Source organism: Paeniglutamicibacter antarcticus (assembly GCF_039544305.1).
GTDB lineage: Bacteria > Actinomycetota > Actinomycetes > Actinomycetales > Micrococcaceae > Paeniglutamicibacter > Paeniglutamicibacter antarcticus_C.
Genome location: NZ_BAABLK010000036.1, coordinates 64566 through 81099 on the forward strand (window position 1 = coordinate 64566; position 16534 = coordinate 81099).

Sequence of the window (16534 nt, forward strand, 5' to 3'; positions counted from 1 at the left end):
CGATGTTCCTCTTGCCCCGGCCCCGACCGGTTGGTACGTTCGCGGCATGGAAGAGACCGAAAGAGACGTCGAAATGAACTGGACCCTTGAGGTGGTGGTGGTCCCGGTATCCGATCTCGATCGGTCAAAGGCGTTCTACAGGGACAGGCTTGGGTTCCGCGTTGACAACGACTACGACCTGGGCGAGGGCCGGCGAGTCATCCAACTCACTCCCCCGGGGTCGTGGTGTTCAAACGTTTTCGGAACCGGCGGCGTGGTCGTCGAAATGCCACCCGGCTCGGTGAAAGGCCTGCAACTGGTGGTGCCCGACATTGAACGGGCGCACCGGTTGCTCACCGAACGCGGCATCGAAACCAGCGGGGTGCAGGTCCTTGGCGAAAACCCGGACCCGGACGCACATCCCCTCGACAACGTCGGAATGATCTTCCTTTCGGACCCCGACGGAAACGGATGGGCGATCCAACAGATGGCTGGTCGGGGCCGATGAAATCCCCGATCGTCCCACCCGGCGGCTCCCAACCCGGCCAGGCGCCCCGCAGGGCCGCGATGGTCATCCCATCGCAGGTTTAGCCTGTCTGGGCCAAGGCCGCGTTGAGGATCTGCGCCGCCATTTCGGCGAATTCCGGGGAGTCAAGGCCATCTCCGGCGATAAATGAAACCATTGCCACGTGGTCGCCCTTGGCCTTGATCAACACAAGTGCCTGTTGGCGCATCTGCTGGCCCTTGGCGCCCCTGGTCCACATGATTGCAGAGTCGGCTTCATCGGACTTGAGCTTGGGCTTTGCCGTGGTGAAGGGAACCGTATCGGCTTCTTGGTGCATGGTGACCTTCTTGCATTCGGTGAGCATGGCCAGCACCGTTGCATAGTGGGCATCCAGGGAGGAGTTGTCGGTGATCTTGGCCACCTCTACCGAGCCGGTGGCAGCGACCTTGTCCGCCAGGAAATCGGTCCGGGCCCCCTCACCGCCCATCTGTACCGGTGACCAATTTAGCGATTCAATGGTCTCGGCGCATTGGGTGGGCAGCACGGTGATCCCGCCCAAGGTGTCTTCGGGCGCCTTCTTCAGGTCGCTGAGCTCCGCCCCGGAGATCACCCGGGCCTTCTCGAAGCCCAACCGTGCGGCCATGGAGATCCCCGAGGCCACTGAAAGCTCGGAGACATTCAGCTCTGCCGCTTCCGCCGAAGCCGGTGCCGGTGCGGTCTCGGTGGCATTGGTGCTCAGCGGTGCGTGTCCTTCGGGAAGTTCGACCCCTTGCGGGTCGCTGGAGCAACCTGCGAGCAACAGCCCCATGGCCATGGCGAGGGCGAAGGTTCGAAGCCCGCCCTTTGTGGTCTTAGCGGCCATGGCGCGAAATCTCCTCGTCCTGCTTTTTCATTTGGGCGAACATATCGTTGTAGGCGTGTAGTTCGGCGTCGTTGTCGCGATCCGCCTGACGATCCTTGCGCTTGGATTCCTTGGTGTCGTCCCGATTCCAGGAGACCATTACCCCGAGGGCAATCAGCAGCGTCGGTATCTCCCCGATGCCCCACATAGCCCCTGCGCCCAGGCGTTGGTCCTCCAACGCGGTCTCGCCCCAGGTACGGCCCATGTTGCCGAACCAGTCGGCCTGGATCAGCGAGGTGGAGCTCATGATCGATACGCCGTAGAAGGCGTGGAAGCTCATGGTGGCCAGCAGGATCACCAGGCGGAACGGGTACGGGGCGCGCTTCGGGACCGGGTCCGTTCCGATCATGCTCAAGGCAAAGAGGTAGCCGGTGATCAGGAAGTGCACGTTCATCAATTCGTGGCCCATGTGCTGGCGCAAGGCGAAGCCGAAGGCGTCGGTGCCATAGAAAATGATGATGGACCCGGCGAAGTTGGCAGCGGCGAACAACGGGTGGGTGATCACGGCCGAGTACTTCGAGTGGACAAGCACCAGGATCCATTCACGCGGCCCGCGGGTTCCGTCTGCGCGCGAGGTCAGCGCCTTCAGCGCCAGGGTGACAGGCGAACCGATGACCAGGAACAAGGGAGCCACCATTGTCAGGGCCATGTGGTCGACCATGTGTACGGAAAACAGGATCTTTCCGTAGACGGCCATGGCACCGGAGGTGAAGTAGAACAGTGCTGCCAGGCCCACCATCCAGGAGATGGTCAGCAGGATTGGCCATTTGTCCCCGCGCTTGCGGACCTTGATGACGGCCCAGAGGTAGGCGATGGCCAGGAAAACAACGATCGCAATCCACAACCAGTCAAAACGCCAGACCTCTGCCCAGCTGGCGCTGGTGAGCGGGGGCGGCAGTTCATACCCGGTGAGCAATCGCGCCGGGGTGGGCTCGACGGGTGGGGCATCGGGGGTCGGTGGGGCAGTGCGGGCCAGCACCGTGGCAAGGGCCATCACCGCTGCCATGATGATCACCTCGGCGCCGACAACCTTCCAGGCGGCACGCGTGGCCGCGATCTTGCCGGCCTCCAGCGCGGGGATCACCCGTTGGCGGTGGATCAGGCCCAGCGCACCCAGCGCCAGGGTGGCCGCGATCTTGGCCATCACCAAAAACCCGTAACGGGTGAACCACTGGTCAAGGTCGGTGATGCGGATCGTGGCGTTCACGATGCCCGAGCCTGCGACCAGCACGATGGAGATCGTCGCCAGCGCGGAGAAGCGGCGCAGCACGGTGCCGGCCAGGATCGGCCGGGTACCCGGGTAGCGCCCCGGGGCCTTGGATGCCAGCAGCGGGGCAAGTGCGGCAAGGACCACGATTCCGCCGAACCAAAGGCTCACTCCGGCCAGGTGCAGCATGATCGAGTTGACTGCGCCCCAGTGGTCGTCCCCGCCGGCCGCGTGGCCGATCAGGGAAAGCGGCAGGATCCCGACGAAGGAAAATAGCGTGGTGGCACCCACCCATGTGGAGGAGCGCACCCCGAGCGCCAGCGAGGAGACGATCGCGGCAATCACGATCATCCATGCCCAGGCCCGTCCCACGGAAATGTTCAGCACGTAGTCGAGCATGGCGGAGGTGTAGCTGGGATCGGAGCTTATGGGGATGCCCGCCAGATCCCAGAAGTTGAAGATCAGAACAGCGGCCGCCGATACCGTCCAGACCATGCCCGAGGCAGCAGCGAGGTTCATCACGCGGGCGAAGGCCGGGTGCACGGCCCCGCCGTCGGTGTTGTGCTCCCCCGGGCCCGGGCGCTTGGGCTTGGTGGACCGCGGCAGGATCGTTGAGGCGAAAACCAGTGCTGCGATGGTGATCGCCATGGAGGAGTGGTGCAGCGCCTTGGACAAGGGCAGGGCCCAACGGACCAGTGCTCCGGAGTCCCCCAGCTCGCTGGCCTGCGCGGTTCCGGCGAAGTAGCTGGCGGCAACCAAGACCAGCACCCCAACCACCAACGCGGGAAGTGTCAACAGGGGCCACAGCCGCCGTGTGGGTGTCGTGGCTCGGTCCCGTGGGGCCTGCTCCAGCGTAGTGCGTGACTTGTTCACAATGTCCTTTCAGCTTCCTCGCCCATTCATTCTCCCACCAATACCCCGGCCGCGGGGTGCCGGGGTGGCACACGCCACCTCGACACCACGCTTGCCATCGACCGCGGCTAGGCGGCGAACAACTCCTGGCCCAGGAAGGAGCCGCGCGCACACCCCGGCAGGATCGCATAAACGGCCGAACCCACCGGTGTTGTCCACTCATTGAGCATGTCCCGTTCGGCCATTCGTTCCTGGATCGGCAGGAACTGGCGTTGCACGTCGCATTGGTAGGAAGCGAAGAGCAATCCGGCTTTCTCCCCCTCCAGGTAGTTGTAACCTCGGCGCAGGATGTGCTCATCGGCCTCGCGCGCCTGCCCACGGGCCACGTGTGAATCCGCTGAGATCATCGGGAACCCCGAATCATCACGCACCCGCAGGTCGGGGGTATCGAACTCGTGGTGGCCGGTCAACGGGGCCCCGTTGTCCTGGCGCCGGCCCATGGAAAAGTCCCGGGCCGGTCGATCCACAGAATCCCACGTATCAAGGTCCATCTCGATACGCCGCAACACCAGCGAGGTACCTCCCTCTACCCAGGGCTCGAGGTTTTCACCGCCCCAGACTGCACGCTCGGCCATCGCATCGCGCGGGTTCCCGCTGCCGTCGAGCTGGCCGAAGAGATTGCGCATAGTCGCGCCCTCGGCCATGGAGCCGCGGGAGTGGCGAAACCCGTCCTGTATCCAAACGGTTTTGGCCAGGGTCCGCAGGTCCTTCTGGATCGACCGGCGCGCATGCAGAAGCGAGATCTTGTCATCCCCGCAGAATTGCACCACCACGTCGCTTTGCCCCCAGGCCTCCTCAAGTTTGTCGATGGGAAAGGCCGGCAGTTCCTTGAGCCAAGCTGGCACCAAGGACTTGTTGATGATGCGCACGGCTCCGGGGCCCAGCCCCACCGTCAGGGTCAGGCGCGCAGGGTTTTCTGCCATCTCAGGATCCGTATCGGCAAGGATGCCGCGCCCTGCCATCAGCCGGGCCGCATCCTTGCTGATGATGCCCAGGATCCGTCGCATGAGATCGCGTTGGGCCGCTTTCCCGTCGGCGGAATCCATCTCCAAGTCCAGGCCAAGGAAGGAGACAAAAGCCGGCGCATCGGTGATGATGCCGGGTTGGCGTCGACCATGGAACGCCACGGTGTGCCCCCCGTACAGAAGGCCTTGCGGCTCAACGGCCTTAGCATTGCCCGGAATGCTGGCCGCGGCAAAGCCCGCTGCCGCACCCACGGCAGCGCCAGCCCCTCCAAACAGCAAGCCCCGCCGGCTCGGCCCCGAATCCGGTGTATTTTCCTGCGGGGTTCCTGGGTTGGTTTCCGTCATGGCCCTAGTCATCCGAGCGCTCAGAGTGGCCCATTTCTTCAGGGTCCCCCACCCCGGGATCGTAGGATTCCTTGGCCCCGGTGTAGCTCTTGATCTCAAAAGGGACCTGGCTGGTGCTCTCATCGCCGAAGGTGAGGACAAGCTTCGGGCTCTCGCCGACCTTCAGTTCTTGCTTCAGGCCCATCAGCATCACGTGGTTGCCGCCGGGAGCAAGTTCTACGGTCGCATGCGCCGGGATGTTCAACGGGCCATCGAGTTCCTTCATGGACATCGCGGTACCGCTTCCCGCCATTTCATGAAGCTCAACGCTTCTGGCAAGACCGGTATCGACCTTGACCAGGTCGATGTCCTTGTCGCTGGTGTTTTCGAGGATTGCAAAACCACCGGTCATCCCGTCATGGGCTGCCTTGATCCAGGCTTCGGAGATCTGTACCGACGATGCCTGCGTGGCCGCGTCTTGACCGGTGGAGGCCGGTTCCGCGGTGTTCGCGGCTGCGCAGCCGCTGAGCAGCGCCGTGGCAAAGCCTGCGGAGATGAGAGGGGTGGCGAATCGGAAGGAACGAATTTTCATGCTCATGGAAAATACTCCAAAATCTTGTCTGGGAGCGGGCGCACCGGGGTAGGCCCGATGGCGCCGCGTGCGGCGTCCGCTGGGCATCGTTGCCTCGTGGGAGGAAAGCAGTGCCGATACGTGGTGTTGGGAACGCGCACCTTGGGTGTCGGTTCAGGGCGGAACACAGGGTGCTGGATCTTGCTGCACCAAACGAGCCAAGGAGGGCGCTGTAGCCAGCTACTTGGTTTGGCGGCGGACCTTGAGCAGGACAAGCACGATGATGCCAATCCCGGCAACGCCGATGATCGTCCACACCAAGCCGGCAGGCATTCCGGCCACGGTCTTGCTGCTGTCGTCGGCCTCTGCACTCGGTTCCGTGCTCGGTGCGGCCATCATTGCCGGTGCTGTGGCTGCTGCACTGGTTTCTGGTGCGCCGGATGCAGCCGGGGTCGAACTGGCCTCGGTGGCGGGCGCCTTGATCTCGAAGTCGATCTTCTTGTCGATCGGGTGGCCGTCGGAGGAGACGACCCGAGACACTAGCGTGTACTTGCCGTTGCCCAAGGTCTCATCGGGGGTGACAACCACTTCGCGGCGATTGATCTCGAATGAAGTGCCGATCTCCGATCCCTCGGAGTTCTTGAGTTGGAGGATCGTGCCGATCTTCTTGATGTCGCCGCTGAAGGTGAGTACTAAGGTTTTCGGTGCGCTGTCGAGCACTTCGCCTGTGGCGGGAATGGATGAGATCAGCTCGTCATGGGCCTGTGCGCTGGATGCTCCGAAGAAGCTCATCAGGCACAGCAAGACTGCTGCGAAGAGGACGCCGATGCGGGTGGTGGCGCTTGGGGCTTTGATTGAATCAGTCATGGGTGTCTTTGGTCCTTGTTCTCCGCAGTGCTGGTGCATCACGGATCGTGGTGTGCTTTTACAGGATCGCGAAAGCGGGACCTGCCGGTGGACCACGTCTGCGGAGCGCGGGACGCAAGACATCCCGAAGCACCAACGATTCGTAAGCGATATCAAGCAGCGGCTGTTTTCCCCAAGCAGCTTGGAAACCGCAGATGAAGAGGATGGACCGGGGAAGGTAAAGGAAGATCGCATCGGCAATGGCCCGAACGGAGATTTCACCCTTGCGCAGGGCGATGACAGTCAGCAGGGCGGCACCAAGGTGCGCTGTTGCCATCAGTCCGGAGCTGTGCAGGTCGACAGCTGCCACCGCGGTCACCGGAACCTCAAGGCCCAGCGAAACGCCGTGGGCCGCGTGTCCGGCATGGATGCCACCTTCACTGGCCAGTGCGGAGGCTTGGTGGTTGCGTCCGAACAATGCGAATGCCCCATGGTAGATTCCTTGGCTCACCCCGACGGCCAAGGCGGTGCGCAACCACGAGATCTTGTTCGCCGCCAGGGCCGTGCACACCACTGCGCTCACGCACAGCAGCAAACCAAGAATCGGCAACGGCGGTAGCTGGCCGTCTGCCAGCGCGTGCGAGGCAGCAGCAAGGCCGGTGCAGATCAATGCACCTATCCAGCCGCGCACAATGCGCAAGCCATGATCCTTCATGCTGTTTTCCTCCACTGGGAGAATTTCGAAATATCGCCGACTGGTTCAACGAGCCAGTCTACGTGATTCTACGATCGGTAGAACCCATCTTGCGAGGGGCTCTTGGCGTTAACGCCAAAGCCGCCCGGTGCGCGGGTCCGTGGACCCGCGCACCGGGCGGCTTGAAAGCAGTTTTCTGCAGTGCAGGCTACTTGCCGGTGACGGCAGCCTTCAGCTTGGAACCAGCGGTCAGCTTGACCGAGTGGCCTGCCGGGATCTGGATGGCTTCGCCGGTCTGCGGGTTGCGGCCGGTGCGAGCTGCACGGTCGGTGCGCTCAACTGCGAGCCAGCCCGGGATCGAGACCTTTTCGCCCTGGGAGATCTGGGAAACGAATACGTCGAACACTGCATCCAAAACACCGTTGACGGCTACCTGGGAGTTGCCAGTCTTCTCTGCGACAGCTGCAACAAGTTCACTACGGTTCATAGCCAAAGTATGTCCTCCTGGACTTCATCTTCCCGACCGGTTTCGGATCGGGTCGCCTCGCGTTCGCGGGGACTTCTGTGTGAGAACTTACCAAATGTTCCTGCGCGAAACGCCCGAAATGGGCCGAAATCCCGGGAAATTTTTGAAGTTTCCCCTGATTTTCGCGCTCAGCGGTATATTTCACGCCCAAAGAGAGACCAATCGCACGCCGGGCGTCTCTTGGGCGGTCGACCGTCCATGGACGGTTTTCATCGTTCCCGACGGTCCTCCCAGGCATGCGGCGCCCGTGGTCACCGCTGCTCCCCGCGATGCTTCCCTAGCTCAGCAGGCTGATCCCGGTGGCCGATTCCGCCGCCTTCCAGATCGTTCGGGCGGCATCGGTTTCAGTGGTGATCGCTGCCGGAACCAACTTGGTCGCGGCACCCTTCACCCAGGCACGTGGCCCGTAAAAGACCGGCCCGGCAGTGGCGAAGGCCGCCGGGTCCAGTGCCGCCCGAACCACCGGCCAGGCCCCTTGGTTCTTGCCTTGGGTGAACGGGGCCTGGAGCGTGTCGACGACCCGTTTGAACGTGTTTGGCTCGTTGACCCCAAAGACCGCAGGCGTGCGACCCGAAATCGAGTAGCCCGGGTGTGCACACAGGGCTCGAGTCGTGCTCCTGGTTCGCTGCAAGCGCCGGTCGAGCTCAAAAGCGAAGGACTGAACCATGATCTTCGAGCGGGCATAGGCCCGCCAAGAGGTGTAATGCTCCAGTAATTGCGGATCCCCTAGGTGCGGGCGAACCAGAAGGGTGGACAGCGAACCCAAGGTGAGGACCCGGGCCCCCGGTGTCCGGTCCAGCAGTGGCAGGAGTCCGGCGACAAGGGCGAAGTGTCCAAAGTAGTTCGTGGCCGCCACCAGCTCAAGTCCGTCCACGCTCTGCTGCCGGCTTCGTGGGGTGTGCACCATGCCGGCGTTGGCGATGAGCACGTCGAGGCGGTTCAACGCGTCAAGCTCGTTCACCGCCTCAGCGACGGATCCAAGATCGGAAACATCCATGGAAACGATTCGAAGCCGTGCTTCGGGCACCCTGGCCCTGATAGCCGCCATCGCGGCGCCAGCCTTCGCGGCATCGCGGCAGCCCATGATGATTTCCGCACCGCGCTGGGCCAACTGAAGGCTGGTCCAGAAACCGATCCCGGCGTTCGCCCCGGTCACCAGCACGCGCTTGCCCGAGGCGTCTCCCGCTGCGGGGCTGTCTCCTGCCGCCGCTGTCCTGACGTCGGGGATTTCTTCTGCGTTGCCTGATCCATTGGTGCTCATGACAGTCAAAGCTACCTGCAACTCCCCTTTGTCCTGCGCCAGAAGCACCGCAGGGCGTGAAGGAAATGCTGTGGCCATTGCCGCTGCAGGGCCCGGCTCCTTAGGCCTGTGACAGGACGGATCGAAAGGCGGCAGGGCCAAAATGCCACGACGCAACGCAGAAAAAGACCGGGATGCCTCGTGGCAAGCCGCTCTGCCGCTTGGCGCGGGATTCAGCGCGTGAAGACCTCCCAGTTGACGAATATCTCCAGACCACGAGTCCGAAATTCATTGACGACAGCGATGAGCCTCCCGCCACACCGCACATACATGCCCATCACGAGGCCTTCGAAGTGGCCAATAGCGCCGTGGCTGCTGCCTTTGCCCGGGAAGACTTCGAGAATCTCGCCGACGCGGGCAAACCCATCTCGGGGTTGGGATCCGAAGCGGACCCGGACCGGTGGGTCGAGGGCATGATGCAACCAGGGAACATCATAGGCGTGGGTCAGCCGGCATTGATGCCGCGCACGGAAGAGGCCGAACTCGCGCCAACCATGGACGGTCTGCGTTCCACCGCCCAGGAACATGACCTGATTGAGGACTTCAATGCCTGAATCATCGAGGCCCGGCGACAGCTCAACGGCCGTCACCCGGTGATCACAAAGTTGCGTGGCATCGAAGCCGAGCTTGGGTGCTGGGTGCAGCGCCGCCTCCAACGAATATCCGACACGGGCGCCGCGACAACAGAGCCTGTGCCGGACCGCTCCCCGTGGTGGAAACGGCGGTTTGGCGCGGGCTGATCCGTCCTCGGCTCCCCCTACCGGTCGCCGCGCCCGGGAGAGCCGCAACGTCGCACCGAAAGCGTTCAACCAACGAGCCTAAACCATCGTTAAATGGCCGAAGGCCCCAACCGGATCGGTTGGGGCCTTCGACAGCTTCTGGAATTTACCAGGAAGACTTGGTGATGCCCGGAAGCTCGCCACGGTGTGCCATGTCGCGGAAGCGAACACGGGAGATACCGAACTTCTGGAGGGTGCCGCGGGGGCGGCCGTCAATGGAATCGCGGTTACGTACACGTACCGGCGAAGCATTGCGGGGCAGCTTCTGCAGGCCCAGACGAGCCTCTTCGCGTGCCTCGTCGGTTGCCTTCGGGTCAACGAGGGTCTTCTTCAGCTCGGCACGCTTTGCGGCGTAACGCTCAACGATGACCTTGCGCTGCTCGTTCTTAGCAATCATGGACTTCTTGGCCATCTTTAGCGCTCCTCTCGGAATTCGACGTGCTTGCGGACTACCGGGTCGTACTTCTTCAGAACCATGCGGTCTGGGTTGTTACGACGGTTCTTGCGGGTCACGTAGGTGAACCCGGTACCGGCGGTCGACTTGAGCTTGATGATCGGACGTACGTCCTTATCCTTAGCCACTAGAGCTTCACACCCTTCGCAAGCAGGCCGGCTACAACGGCATCGATGCCGCGAACGTCAATGAGCTTGATGCCCTTGGTTGACAGGGTCAACGTGACGTTGCGACGCAGGGTCGGAACCCAGTAGCGCTTCTTTTGGATATTCGGGTCGAACCGACGCTTGTTGCGACGGTGCGAGTGGGAGATGCTGTGTCCGAAGCCCGGAACTGCACCTGTCACCTGGCATACAGCTGCCATGATCACTCCTCAGTTGTAGTAAATATTGGCGGTACTCGTTGGCTGATACAGCGGAAACTGCTGCCTCTGAATCTGCGTATAAGAGTCCCGCCACCAGTTGTGACACCGTTATTACTGCACACCTTGAAGGTAACCAGGCTGGGTGAGAACCAACCGAAGCGCCTTTATTAGCGTGAAAGACGGTGAACCTCGTGGTCAGTGAGTATTTTTCCCTACTCGGTTGACCACGATATTCGGTATTACGGGTTACCGCACAAACCCAAATGGGTATGTACGACTTAACGCCTAACCATTCTAGGCGATTAACACATCGGCCACCAAATCGATAACCGTCCTTTGCGCCTCCTGCCAGGCGATCTACCTCACATCCGCGAGGTCCGCGATCACCCGCGTTTATTGAAGCATCCAATCTGTCCCTGAATTATTGCCCGATGAGTGCGAGTTCACTGGGCATGACGCCCATCCGGCGCGCGCAAGATCAACCTCCGCATCAAGACGACCTGTTCCAAGACTCTCGGTGACAAGTTGCGGCTAAACGGTGCGGTCCTTTCAGTAATGGACCCAGCCGCTCCGGTTCACTCATGGCTCCCAGCGGCGCATAGCCATTGCTGGCCTCAACCACATCAGCGGCCGTGCACTTTCAGGCGGTGTTGCCTGAAAGCGTAGCGTTCGCGCGCCGCACTAACGCGACGCGAGTGTCTTTCGCCGACGGTAGGCAATGATCTGCCAGGTGACCGCGACGGCAAGCGCAAGGATGAACATCGCCGAGCCAATCACGTTGGCCTGGGCAGGTATGCCGCGGGTTGCGGAGACGTAGATGAATTTAGGGAAGGTTGAGAAGTTCCCGGAGTTGAAGTTCGTGATGATGAAGTCATCGAAGCTCATGGCGAACGACAGCAGGGCAGCCGCCACGATCCCGGGTAGCAAGAGTGGAAAAGTGACTTTCCAGAACGTCACGAAGGGGCTGGCATACAGATCCGATGCGGCCTCTTCCAACCTAGAATCGAGCGAGGAGACGCGCGCCCTAACGGTAACCACCACGAAAGACATACAGAAGATCATGTGGGAAATCACGATGGTGCTAAAGCCAAGTTCCCACCCTAGGTTCAGGAACTGTGCCAGCAGCGAGGCGCCAAGCACGACCTCCGGGGTAGCAAGGGGCAGGATGATCAGAAGGTCCGCGGTATTGCGGAACTTGAACTTGTACCTCACCAATCCCAATGCCACACAGGTGCCAAGCACCGTTGCGAATATCGTGGCAACGACGCCGATTTGAAGCGAGTTGACCAACGACTCGCACACATTTGGGGCGCCACACGGGTTTTTCCAGTTGTCTAGTGTGAATCCACGCCATTCAAGGTTGGTGCGCCCAGCGTTGTTGAAGGAAAAAACGAAGATGTAAGCAATCGGTACCAAGAGATAGATGAAGGCCAGGCCTCCGGCGACCGGAATGAACCAGCGCCCAAATTTTTGTCGCATTCCAAGCCTTCCCTAGATCAGTTCCTTGGTACCAAAACGCTTGATATAGATCATGACCAGCGCGAGGATCAGGATCATCAGGATGAAGCTCAGTGCCGAGGCTCCGGGATAGTCGACCACCTTGAAGAAGCGGGAATCGATGATCTGGCCGATCATGGCGGTATCCCTGTTATTGCCCAGCAGGGCGGCGTTAACGTAGTCGCCCGCCGCCGGAATGAACGTGAGCAGGGTTCCGGCAAAGACGCCAGGCATCGACATCGGCAGGGTCACCTTGAAGAAGGTGGTGATCGGGGAGGCATACAGGTCCCCCGCGGCCTCCAACAGGTTGGTATCCAACCGATCGAGGTTGGCGTAGATGGGCAGCATCATGAACGGCAAGAAGTTATAGGTCAGGCCACAGACCACGGCAAAGGCAGTGGCAGTCAAGTGGCCATCGGCAGGAAGGATCGCAATGGCACGCAGAACCGTGACCACAGGGCCCTCATCGGAAAGGATCTGTTTCCAGGCCTGGGTGCGCAGGATGAAGCTTGAGAAGAACGGGGCAATCAGCAGCACGAGCAAGATCCCCTGCAAGAGCTGGCGCCCGCGCAACCGGACGGCAACCAGGTAGGCCATGGGATAGCCGATGAGCAGAGCCGCGACCGTGGCGATCAACGCGAACCAGAAGGACCGCAGGAAAACCTCCCAGTAAGCGCTGATGACCGTAACGTAGTTGCCAAATTCCAGGGCGGGAACGAACTCGCCGATTTCCGCGCCCGGCGGTTTGGCATACAGAGACATGCCCAGCAGCATCAGGACCGGGGCGGCGAAGAACAGAGCGAGGACTGCAATGCCTGGGATGATCAGGTATAGCCCAACCCTGCCCTTGCGGCGTTCCGCGGCCAGCTCCTCCTCGCTGCGCAGGTCCGGGGATGCGTTGGGCTTCTTCCGGAAGCTCCCGACGGTGGAGGTCATGCCCCTTCCTGCTCTTCGGCCGCTTCTTCCGTACCGTCAAGACCGAAGGAGAATTCCGGCTCCCAGATCATGCGCACGGTGTTTCCGCGTTGGGCCGGGGACTGGCCAAGGTTCTGCGAAAAAGTGCTGATGGTCCCGATTCCCGGCACCTCGACCAGGTATTCGGTGCTGACCCCGGTGAACGAGGCGTCCAAGACGGTACCGGTTAACATGTTGGCGCTGGGGGAGTATTCGTCGGACAGCTCCAACACCCGCATTTTTTCCGGACGAACCCCCACCACGGCCGCACCTTTGTGTGCCACGGACCTGTCCTTGGGCATGAGAAGGCGGTGTCCGGCCACATCAACGGTGACCGCGTCCCCCAGATCCTCCGAGACCGAGCCGTACATCAAGTTGGATTTACCCAGGAAGTTGGCGACAAAGATCGTTTTGGGAAGTTCGTACAGATCGCGTGGAGCACCCATTTGCTCGATCCTGCCCTTGCTCATCACCGCGACGGTGTCTGCCATGGTCATGGCTTCTTCCTGGTCGTGGGTCACGTGAATGAAGGTCAGCCCGACATCGGTCTGGATGGACTTGAGCTCCACCTGTATCTGCCGGCGCAGCTTCATGTCCAAGGCGCCAAGCGGTTCATCGAGCAGCAGCACTGCCGGGCGGTTGACCAAGGCCCGGGCCAGCGCCACGCGTTGCTGCTGTCCCCCGGAGAGCTGGGACGGCTTGCGCGAGGCGAGATGTCCAAGTTCCACCATCTCCAAGGCCTCCTTGGCCCGGGCCAGTGCGTCCCTCACCTTCTTGCGCTTGAGCCCGAAGGCCACATTGTCCAGCACGCTCATGTGCGGGAACAAGGCATAGGACTGGAACACGGTGTTGACTTCACGTTGGAACGAAGGCAGCTTGGTGACGTCCTTGCCGCCAATGCTGATGGCGCCGCTGGTGGGCTGTTCAAGACCGGCAACCATGCGCAGAGTGGTGGTCTTGCCGCAGCCGGAGGGCCCGAGCAGGGCGAAGAAAGTTCCGCTGGGCACGGTGAGGGTCAGATCGTCGACAGCAGTGAATTCAGCAAACCTCTTGGTGACGTTGCTCAGGTGCAGGTCGGCCCCCGAGGTGACGAGGGAGGTTTCCTTGCCCTGTTGGATGGTTGTGGTGGTCATTGCCTAGGCCCCAATCACTTGCTGGAACATGTCTTGGAATTGGGTTTCTTCCTCCACACCCATCACGCGTTCGATGGAGGAACGAGCAAGGAATTCCTCGGTCGGGAAGATCAGTGGATTGTCCGCATTGGTCTTCTGCGTTGCACCGATCGGGACCATGAAGTTATCACTCCAGACCGGCCCCTTGGCCTCGGACATCACGAAATCCCATTTATCGCCCTCTTCGAAGTTCAGCTGGGCGATGTCGCCGGTGTAGACCAGTCCTGCAATCGCATTCCCGGAGATGAAACCCTGCTTGTACGAGTTGCCCTTGACCTGGCGGATCTGCCCGATCTTGATGTTTTGCTCCAGGACCTCCAGCAAGTTCCCATATTCGGCCTCGCCCCAGTTGCCCTGGATGTCGATGCCCTCATCCGGCAGCATCATCGCCGTGGTGTCGCGCGTTTCGTCGAGCACCGCCACCCGGCCCTCCAGCGCGGGGCCCCATAGGTCCGACACGTTCTTCAGGTCCTCAGAAAGTGCTTCCTTGTTCCAGGCGATCCCGGTGAACCCCGATTGCCCGGCCAGGAACTTGGAGCTTCCAGGATCGAATCGAACATCGCGCAGCTCGGGCAAAAGGTTCGGGACATTCGCGTGGTCGAGTACCTGGACGTACCCCTGGCGTATCAACCACTCTGACATCCAGTCACTCGGGGTGCTGATGTCCTGGCCAATGACCTTGCCGACGGCCAGCTGTGCCTGGTTCTTGCCGTAGTAGGTGTCGATGACTTCGGGGTACTCGGTGGTGATGCCGCTTTCATTGACGACCCGTTGGAGGGTCGGGCATTTCTTCGTCTGGTCGTCGTAGTCGCGGTACAGTGTCCAATTGGCCCAGCTCACGATCTTCGGTTCGCAGGACAGATCAGCGGCAGCACTGAGCCCGGCAGCACTCTTGCCTCCCTCGGTTCCACACGCCGCCGGCACCACTGCCAGTGCCAGGCCACCGGCTCCGGCGAGTACTCCCCTGCGAGTGATACGTGCTTGGGCGATTCCCCTGGCCAGCCGCTGACGGGACGAGAATTGGCAGTCAAGGCGAGTCATTACGCTCCGATCGCGGTTTGGAACTGGCTATTGAAATTGGTTTCTTCCTCGGCGCTGAGCGACCTGAAGGCATAGGCCTTGGCAAGGTCCTCATCGGAGGGGAAAATCAACGGATTGTCCATCAGGGCCGGATCGATTTTTTCCATCGCTTCCTTGGCGCCCTGAACCGGGGAAATGAAGTTTACGTAGGCAGCGACCTGTGCAGCGATCTCCGGTTCGTAATAGAAATCCATGAGTTTTTCCGCGTTGCTCTTGCGCGTGGAGGCAACCGGGACCATCAGGTTGTCACTCCAGAGAGTGCATCCCGCTTCCGGGATGACGAACTCCCATTGGTCGTCATTTTCGAAGTTCATCTGCGTGATATCGCCACTCCACACGATCCCGGCGATGGCATCCCCGGAAATGAAATCCTCCTTGTAGGAGTTGCCCTTGACCTGGCGGATCTGGCCATTGGAGATCTGCTTGGAGAGCACATCGGTGGCTGCGGCGAACTCGGTGTCGGACCACTGTCCATCGATGTCCACCCCGTTGTCGAGCAACAACAAGCCCATGGTGTCGCGCATTTCGTCGAGCACGGTGATCCGGCCCTTGAGATCCGGGTTCCACAGGTCCGAGACGGTGCGCAATCCCTTGGGATATTTCGCCTTGTTGTAGGCAATGCCCGCGTAACCGCTTTGCCAGGTCAGGGAGTTCTTCCGGCCAGGATCGAAGTCGACGTTTTGCAGGGAGGGCAACAACTTGTCGATGTTCGGGATGTTTGCGTGGTTCAGTTCTTGTGTGAAGCCTTGGCGAATGACGCGCGAGGCCATCCAATCGGTGAGCGTCATGATGTCCTGGCCGATGTCCTGGCCTGCAGCCAGTTGTGCTTGGACCTTGCCGTAATAGGAATCATTGCCGTCGATGTCCTCGGCGTAGTGCGTCTTGACACCGCTACGTTTCGTGAACTCCGCGAGGGAAGGGTAGACCTTGGACTTGTCGTCGTAGTCAAGATACAGCGTCCAGTTGGCCCACATGACGTTCTTATCGCTTTCGGAAACGTCTTTCACTGTGGGGGCTGCGTCACTGGACTTGTTGGCTCCACCGGTGCCACCTGTTCCGCAGGCAGCAAGAAATGCGGCGAGGCCAAGTCCCCCTGCCCCGGCCATCAACTTGCGGCGAGAGAGCTGCATGCGCTGTGTTTGGGCGATCAAGGCGCGTACGCCCGGATCCCTGGGCAGCTCGCGTTTGTTATGATTCGACATTCCCTGTTTCCCCTTCACCTGGCGGTGCGTCTACCCCCGACGCGACCTACATGAACGTGACCCACATCACGCTCTCTTGTTGACATTGGATCATGTCAGGAATTCACTAGGGTGACAATAGTTTTCACCAACATGCATTTCGCGAACTATGGAAATCCGTCGAGAATGCCCTCTTCCACAACTGATTCCTTCGGGCTATGCTCGTTCCCAACCAGCGACCGGGAGTCACGCAAGCAACCTTGGCCTCCCAAATATTCGATCAGGAGGTCGATAGGCAGTGACCCAATCCGCACCCAACGGCG

18 protein-coding genes are annotated in these 16534 nt (G+C 61.0%); 1 reads left to right on the forward strand and 17 read right to left on the reverse strand.

Annotated features, from left to right (window positions below; all coding sequences use genetic code 11):
- Nucleotides 1-46 precede the first annotated feature (46 nt).
- The gene (locus tag ABEA12_RS13910) at nucleotides 47-487 is read left to right on the forward strand and encodes a VOC family protein (RefSeq protein WP_345468664.1); all 441 of its coding nucleotides are present in this window, start codon (nucleotides 47-49) and stop codon (nucleotides 485-487) included.
- A gap of 79 nt (nucleotides 488-566) precedes the next feature.
- Here the strand turns inward: ABEA12_RS13910 and ABEA12_RS13915 are convergent, their stop codons facing one another.
- From ABEA12_RS13915 to ABEA12_RS13995, 17 genes are all read right to left on the reverse strand, one after another.
- On the reverse strand, nucleotides 567-1346 hold the full coding sequence (locus tag ABEA12_RS13915) for a hypothetical protein (protein WP_210099857.1): 780 nt from the start codon (nucleotides 1344-1346) through the stop codon (nucleotides 567-569).
- Nucleotides 1336-3465 carry a bifunctional copper resistance protein CopD/cytochrome c oxidase assembly protein gene (locus ABEA12_RS13920; protein ID WP_345468666.1) on the reverse strand — a complete coding sequence of 710 codons (2130 nt, stop codon included), beginning with the start codon at nucleotides 3463-3465 and terminating at the stop codon, nucleotides 1336-1338. Before ABEA12_RS13920 ends, ABEA12_RS13915 begins: the two co-directional genes overlap by 11 nt.
- A gap of 107 nt (nucleotides 3466-3572) precedes the next feature.
- Entirely contained in the window at nucleotides 3573-4814 is a 1242-nt protein-coding gene (locus ABEA12_RS13925; protein ID WP_210099856.1) for a Dyp-type peroxidase, read from the reverse strand.
- 4 nt (nucleotides 4815-4818) lie between these two features.
- Nucleotides 4819-5391 carry a copper chaperone PCu(A)C gene (locus tag ABEA12_RS13930; RefSeq protein WP_210099855.1) on the reverse strand — a complete coding sequence of 191 codons (573 nt, stop codon included), beginning with the start codon at nucleotides 5389-5391 and terminating at the stop codon, nucleotides 4819-4821.
- A gap of 213 nt (nucleotides 5392-5604) precedes the next feature.
- Nucleotides 5605-6231, reverse strand: coding sequence for a copper resistance CopC family protein (locus ABEA12_RS13935; protein WP_210099854.1), 627 nt, complete (start codon nucleotides 6229-6231; stop codon nucleotides 5605-5607).
- Nucleotides 6232-6289: 58 nt separating this feature from the next.
- Entirely contained in the window at nucleotides 6290-6925 is a 636-nt protein-coding gene (locus tag ABEA12_RS13940; protein ID WP_210099853.1) for a hypothetical protein, read from the reverse strand.
- Between the two features lie 187 nt (nucleotides 6926-7112).
- Nucleotides 7113-7397, reverse strand: a complete 285-nt coding sequence (locus tag ABEA12_RS13945; RefSeq protein ID WP_345468669.1) for an HU family DNA-binding protein — start codon at nucleotides 7395-7397, stop codon at nucleotides 7113-7115.
- Nucleotides 7398-7707: 310 nt separating this feature from the next.
- A complete protein-coding gene (locus ABEA12_RS13950) occupies nucleotides 7708-8691 on the reverse strand; it encodes an SDR family NAD(P)-dependent oxidoreductase (protein WP_210099851.1) in 984 nt (327 codons plus the stop codon).
- 212 nt (nucleotides 8692-8903) lie between these two features.
- Nucleotides 8904-9386 carry a hypothetical protein gene (locus ABEA12_RS13955; RefSeq protein WP_210099850.1) on the reverse strand — a complete coding sequence of 161 codons (483 nt, stop codon included), beginning with the start codon at nucleotides 9384-9386 and terminating at the stop codon, nucleotides 8904-8906.
- Between the two features lie 229 nt (nucleotides 9387-9615).
- Complete coding sequence (rpsN, locus tag ABEA12_RS13960; RefSeq protein ID WP_210099849.1) at nucleotides 9616-9921, reverse strand: 30S ribosomal protein S14; 306 nt, start codon at nucleotides 9919-9921, stop codon at nucleotides 9616-9618.
- A gap of 2 nt (nucleotides 9922-9923) precedes the next feature.
- A complete protein-coding gene (rpmG, locus tag ABEA12_RS13965; RefSeq protein WP_007270730.1) occupies nucleotides 9924-10091 on the reverse strand; it encodes a 50S ribosomal protein L33 in 168 nt (55 codons plus the stop codon).
- On the reverse strand, nucleotides 10091-10327 hold the full coding sequence (gene rpmB, locus ABEA12_RS13970; protein ID WP_210099848.1) for a 50S ribosomal protein L28: 237 nt from the start codon (nucleotides 10325-10327) through the stop codon (nucleotides 10091-10093). The genes rpmG and rpmB overlap by 1 nt, the downstream gene beginning before the upstream one ends.
- A gap of 681 nt (nucleotides 10328-11008) precedes the next feature.
- Nucleotides 11009-11806 (reverse strand): ABC transporter permease, encoded by a 798-nt coding sequence (locus ABEA12_RS13975; RefSeq protein WP_210099847.1) that lies wholly within the window; start codon nucleotides 11804-11806, stop codon nucleotides 11009-11011.
- Between the two features lie 12 nt (nucleotides 11807-11818).
- Nucleotides 11819-12760, reverse strand: coding sequence for an ABC transporter permease (locus ABEA12_RS13980; RefSeq protein ID WP_210099846.1), 942 nt, complete (start codon nucleotides 12758-12760; stop codon nucleotides 11819-11821).
- Nucleotides 12757-13911 carry an ABC transporter ATP-binding protein gene (locus ABEA12_RS13985; RefSeq protein WP_210099845.1) on the reverse strand — a complete coding sequence of 385 codons (1155 nt, stop codon included), beginning with the start codon at nucleotides 13909-13911 and terminating at the stop codon, nucleotides 12757-12759. Before ABEA12_RS13985 ends, ABEA12_RS13980 begins: the two co-directional genes overlap by 4 nt.
- A 3-nt stretch (nucleotides 13912-13914) precedes the next feature.
- Nucleotides 13915-14991 carry an ABC transporter substrate-binding protein gene (locus ABEA12_RS13990; protein ID WP_210099844.1) on the reverse strand — a complete coding sequence of 359 codons (1077 nt, stop codon included), beginning with the start codon at nucleotides 14989-14991 and terminating at the stop codon, nucleotides 13915-13917.
- A complete protein-coding gene (locus ABEA12_RS13995; RefSeq protein WP_210099843.1) occupies nucleotides 14991-16232 on the reverse strand; it encodes a polyamine ABC transporter substrate-binding protein in 1242 nt (413 codons plus the stop codon). The genes ABEA12_RS13990 and ABEA12_RS13995 overlap by 1 nt, the downstream gene beginning before the upstream one ends.
- Between the last annotated feature and the right edge of the window lie 302 nt (nucleotides 16233-16534).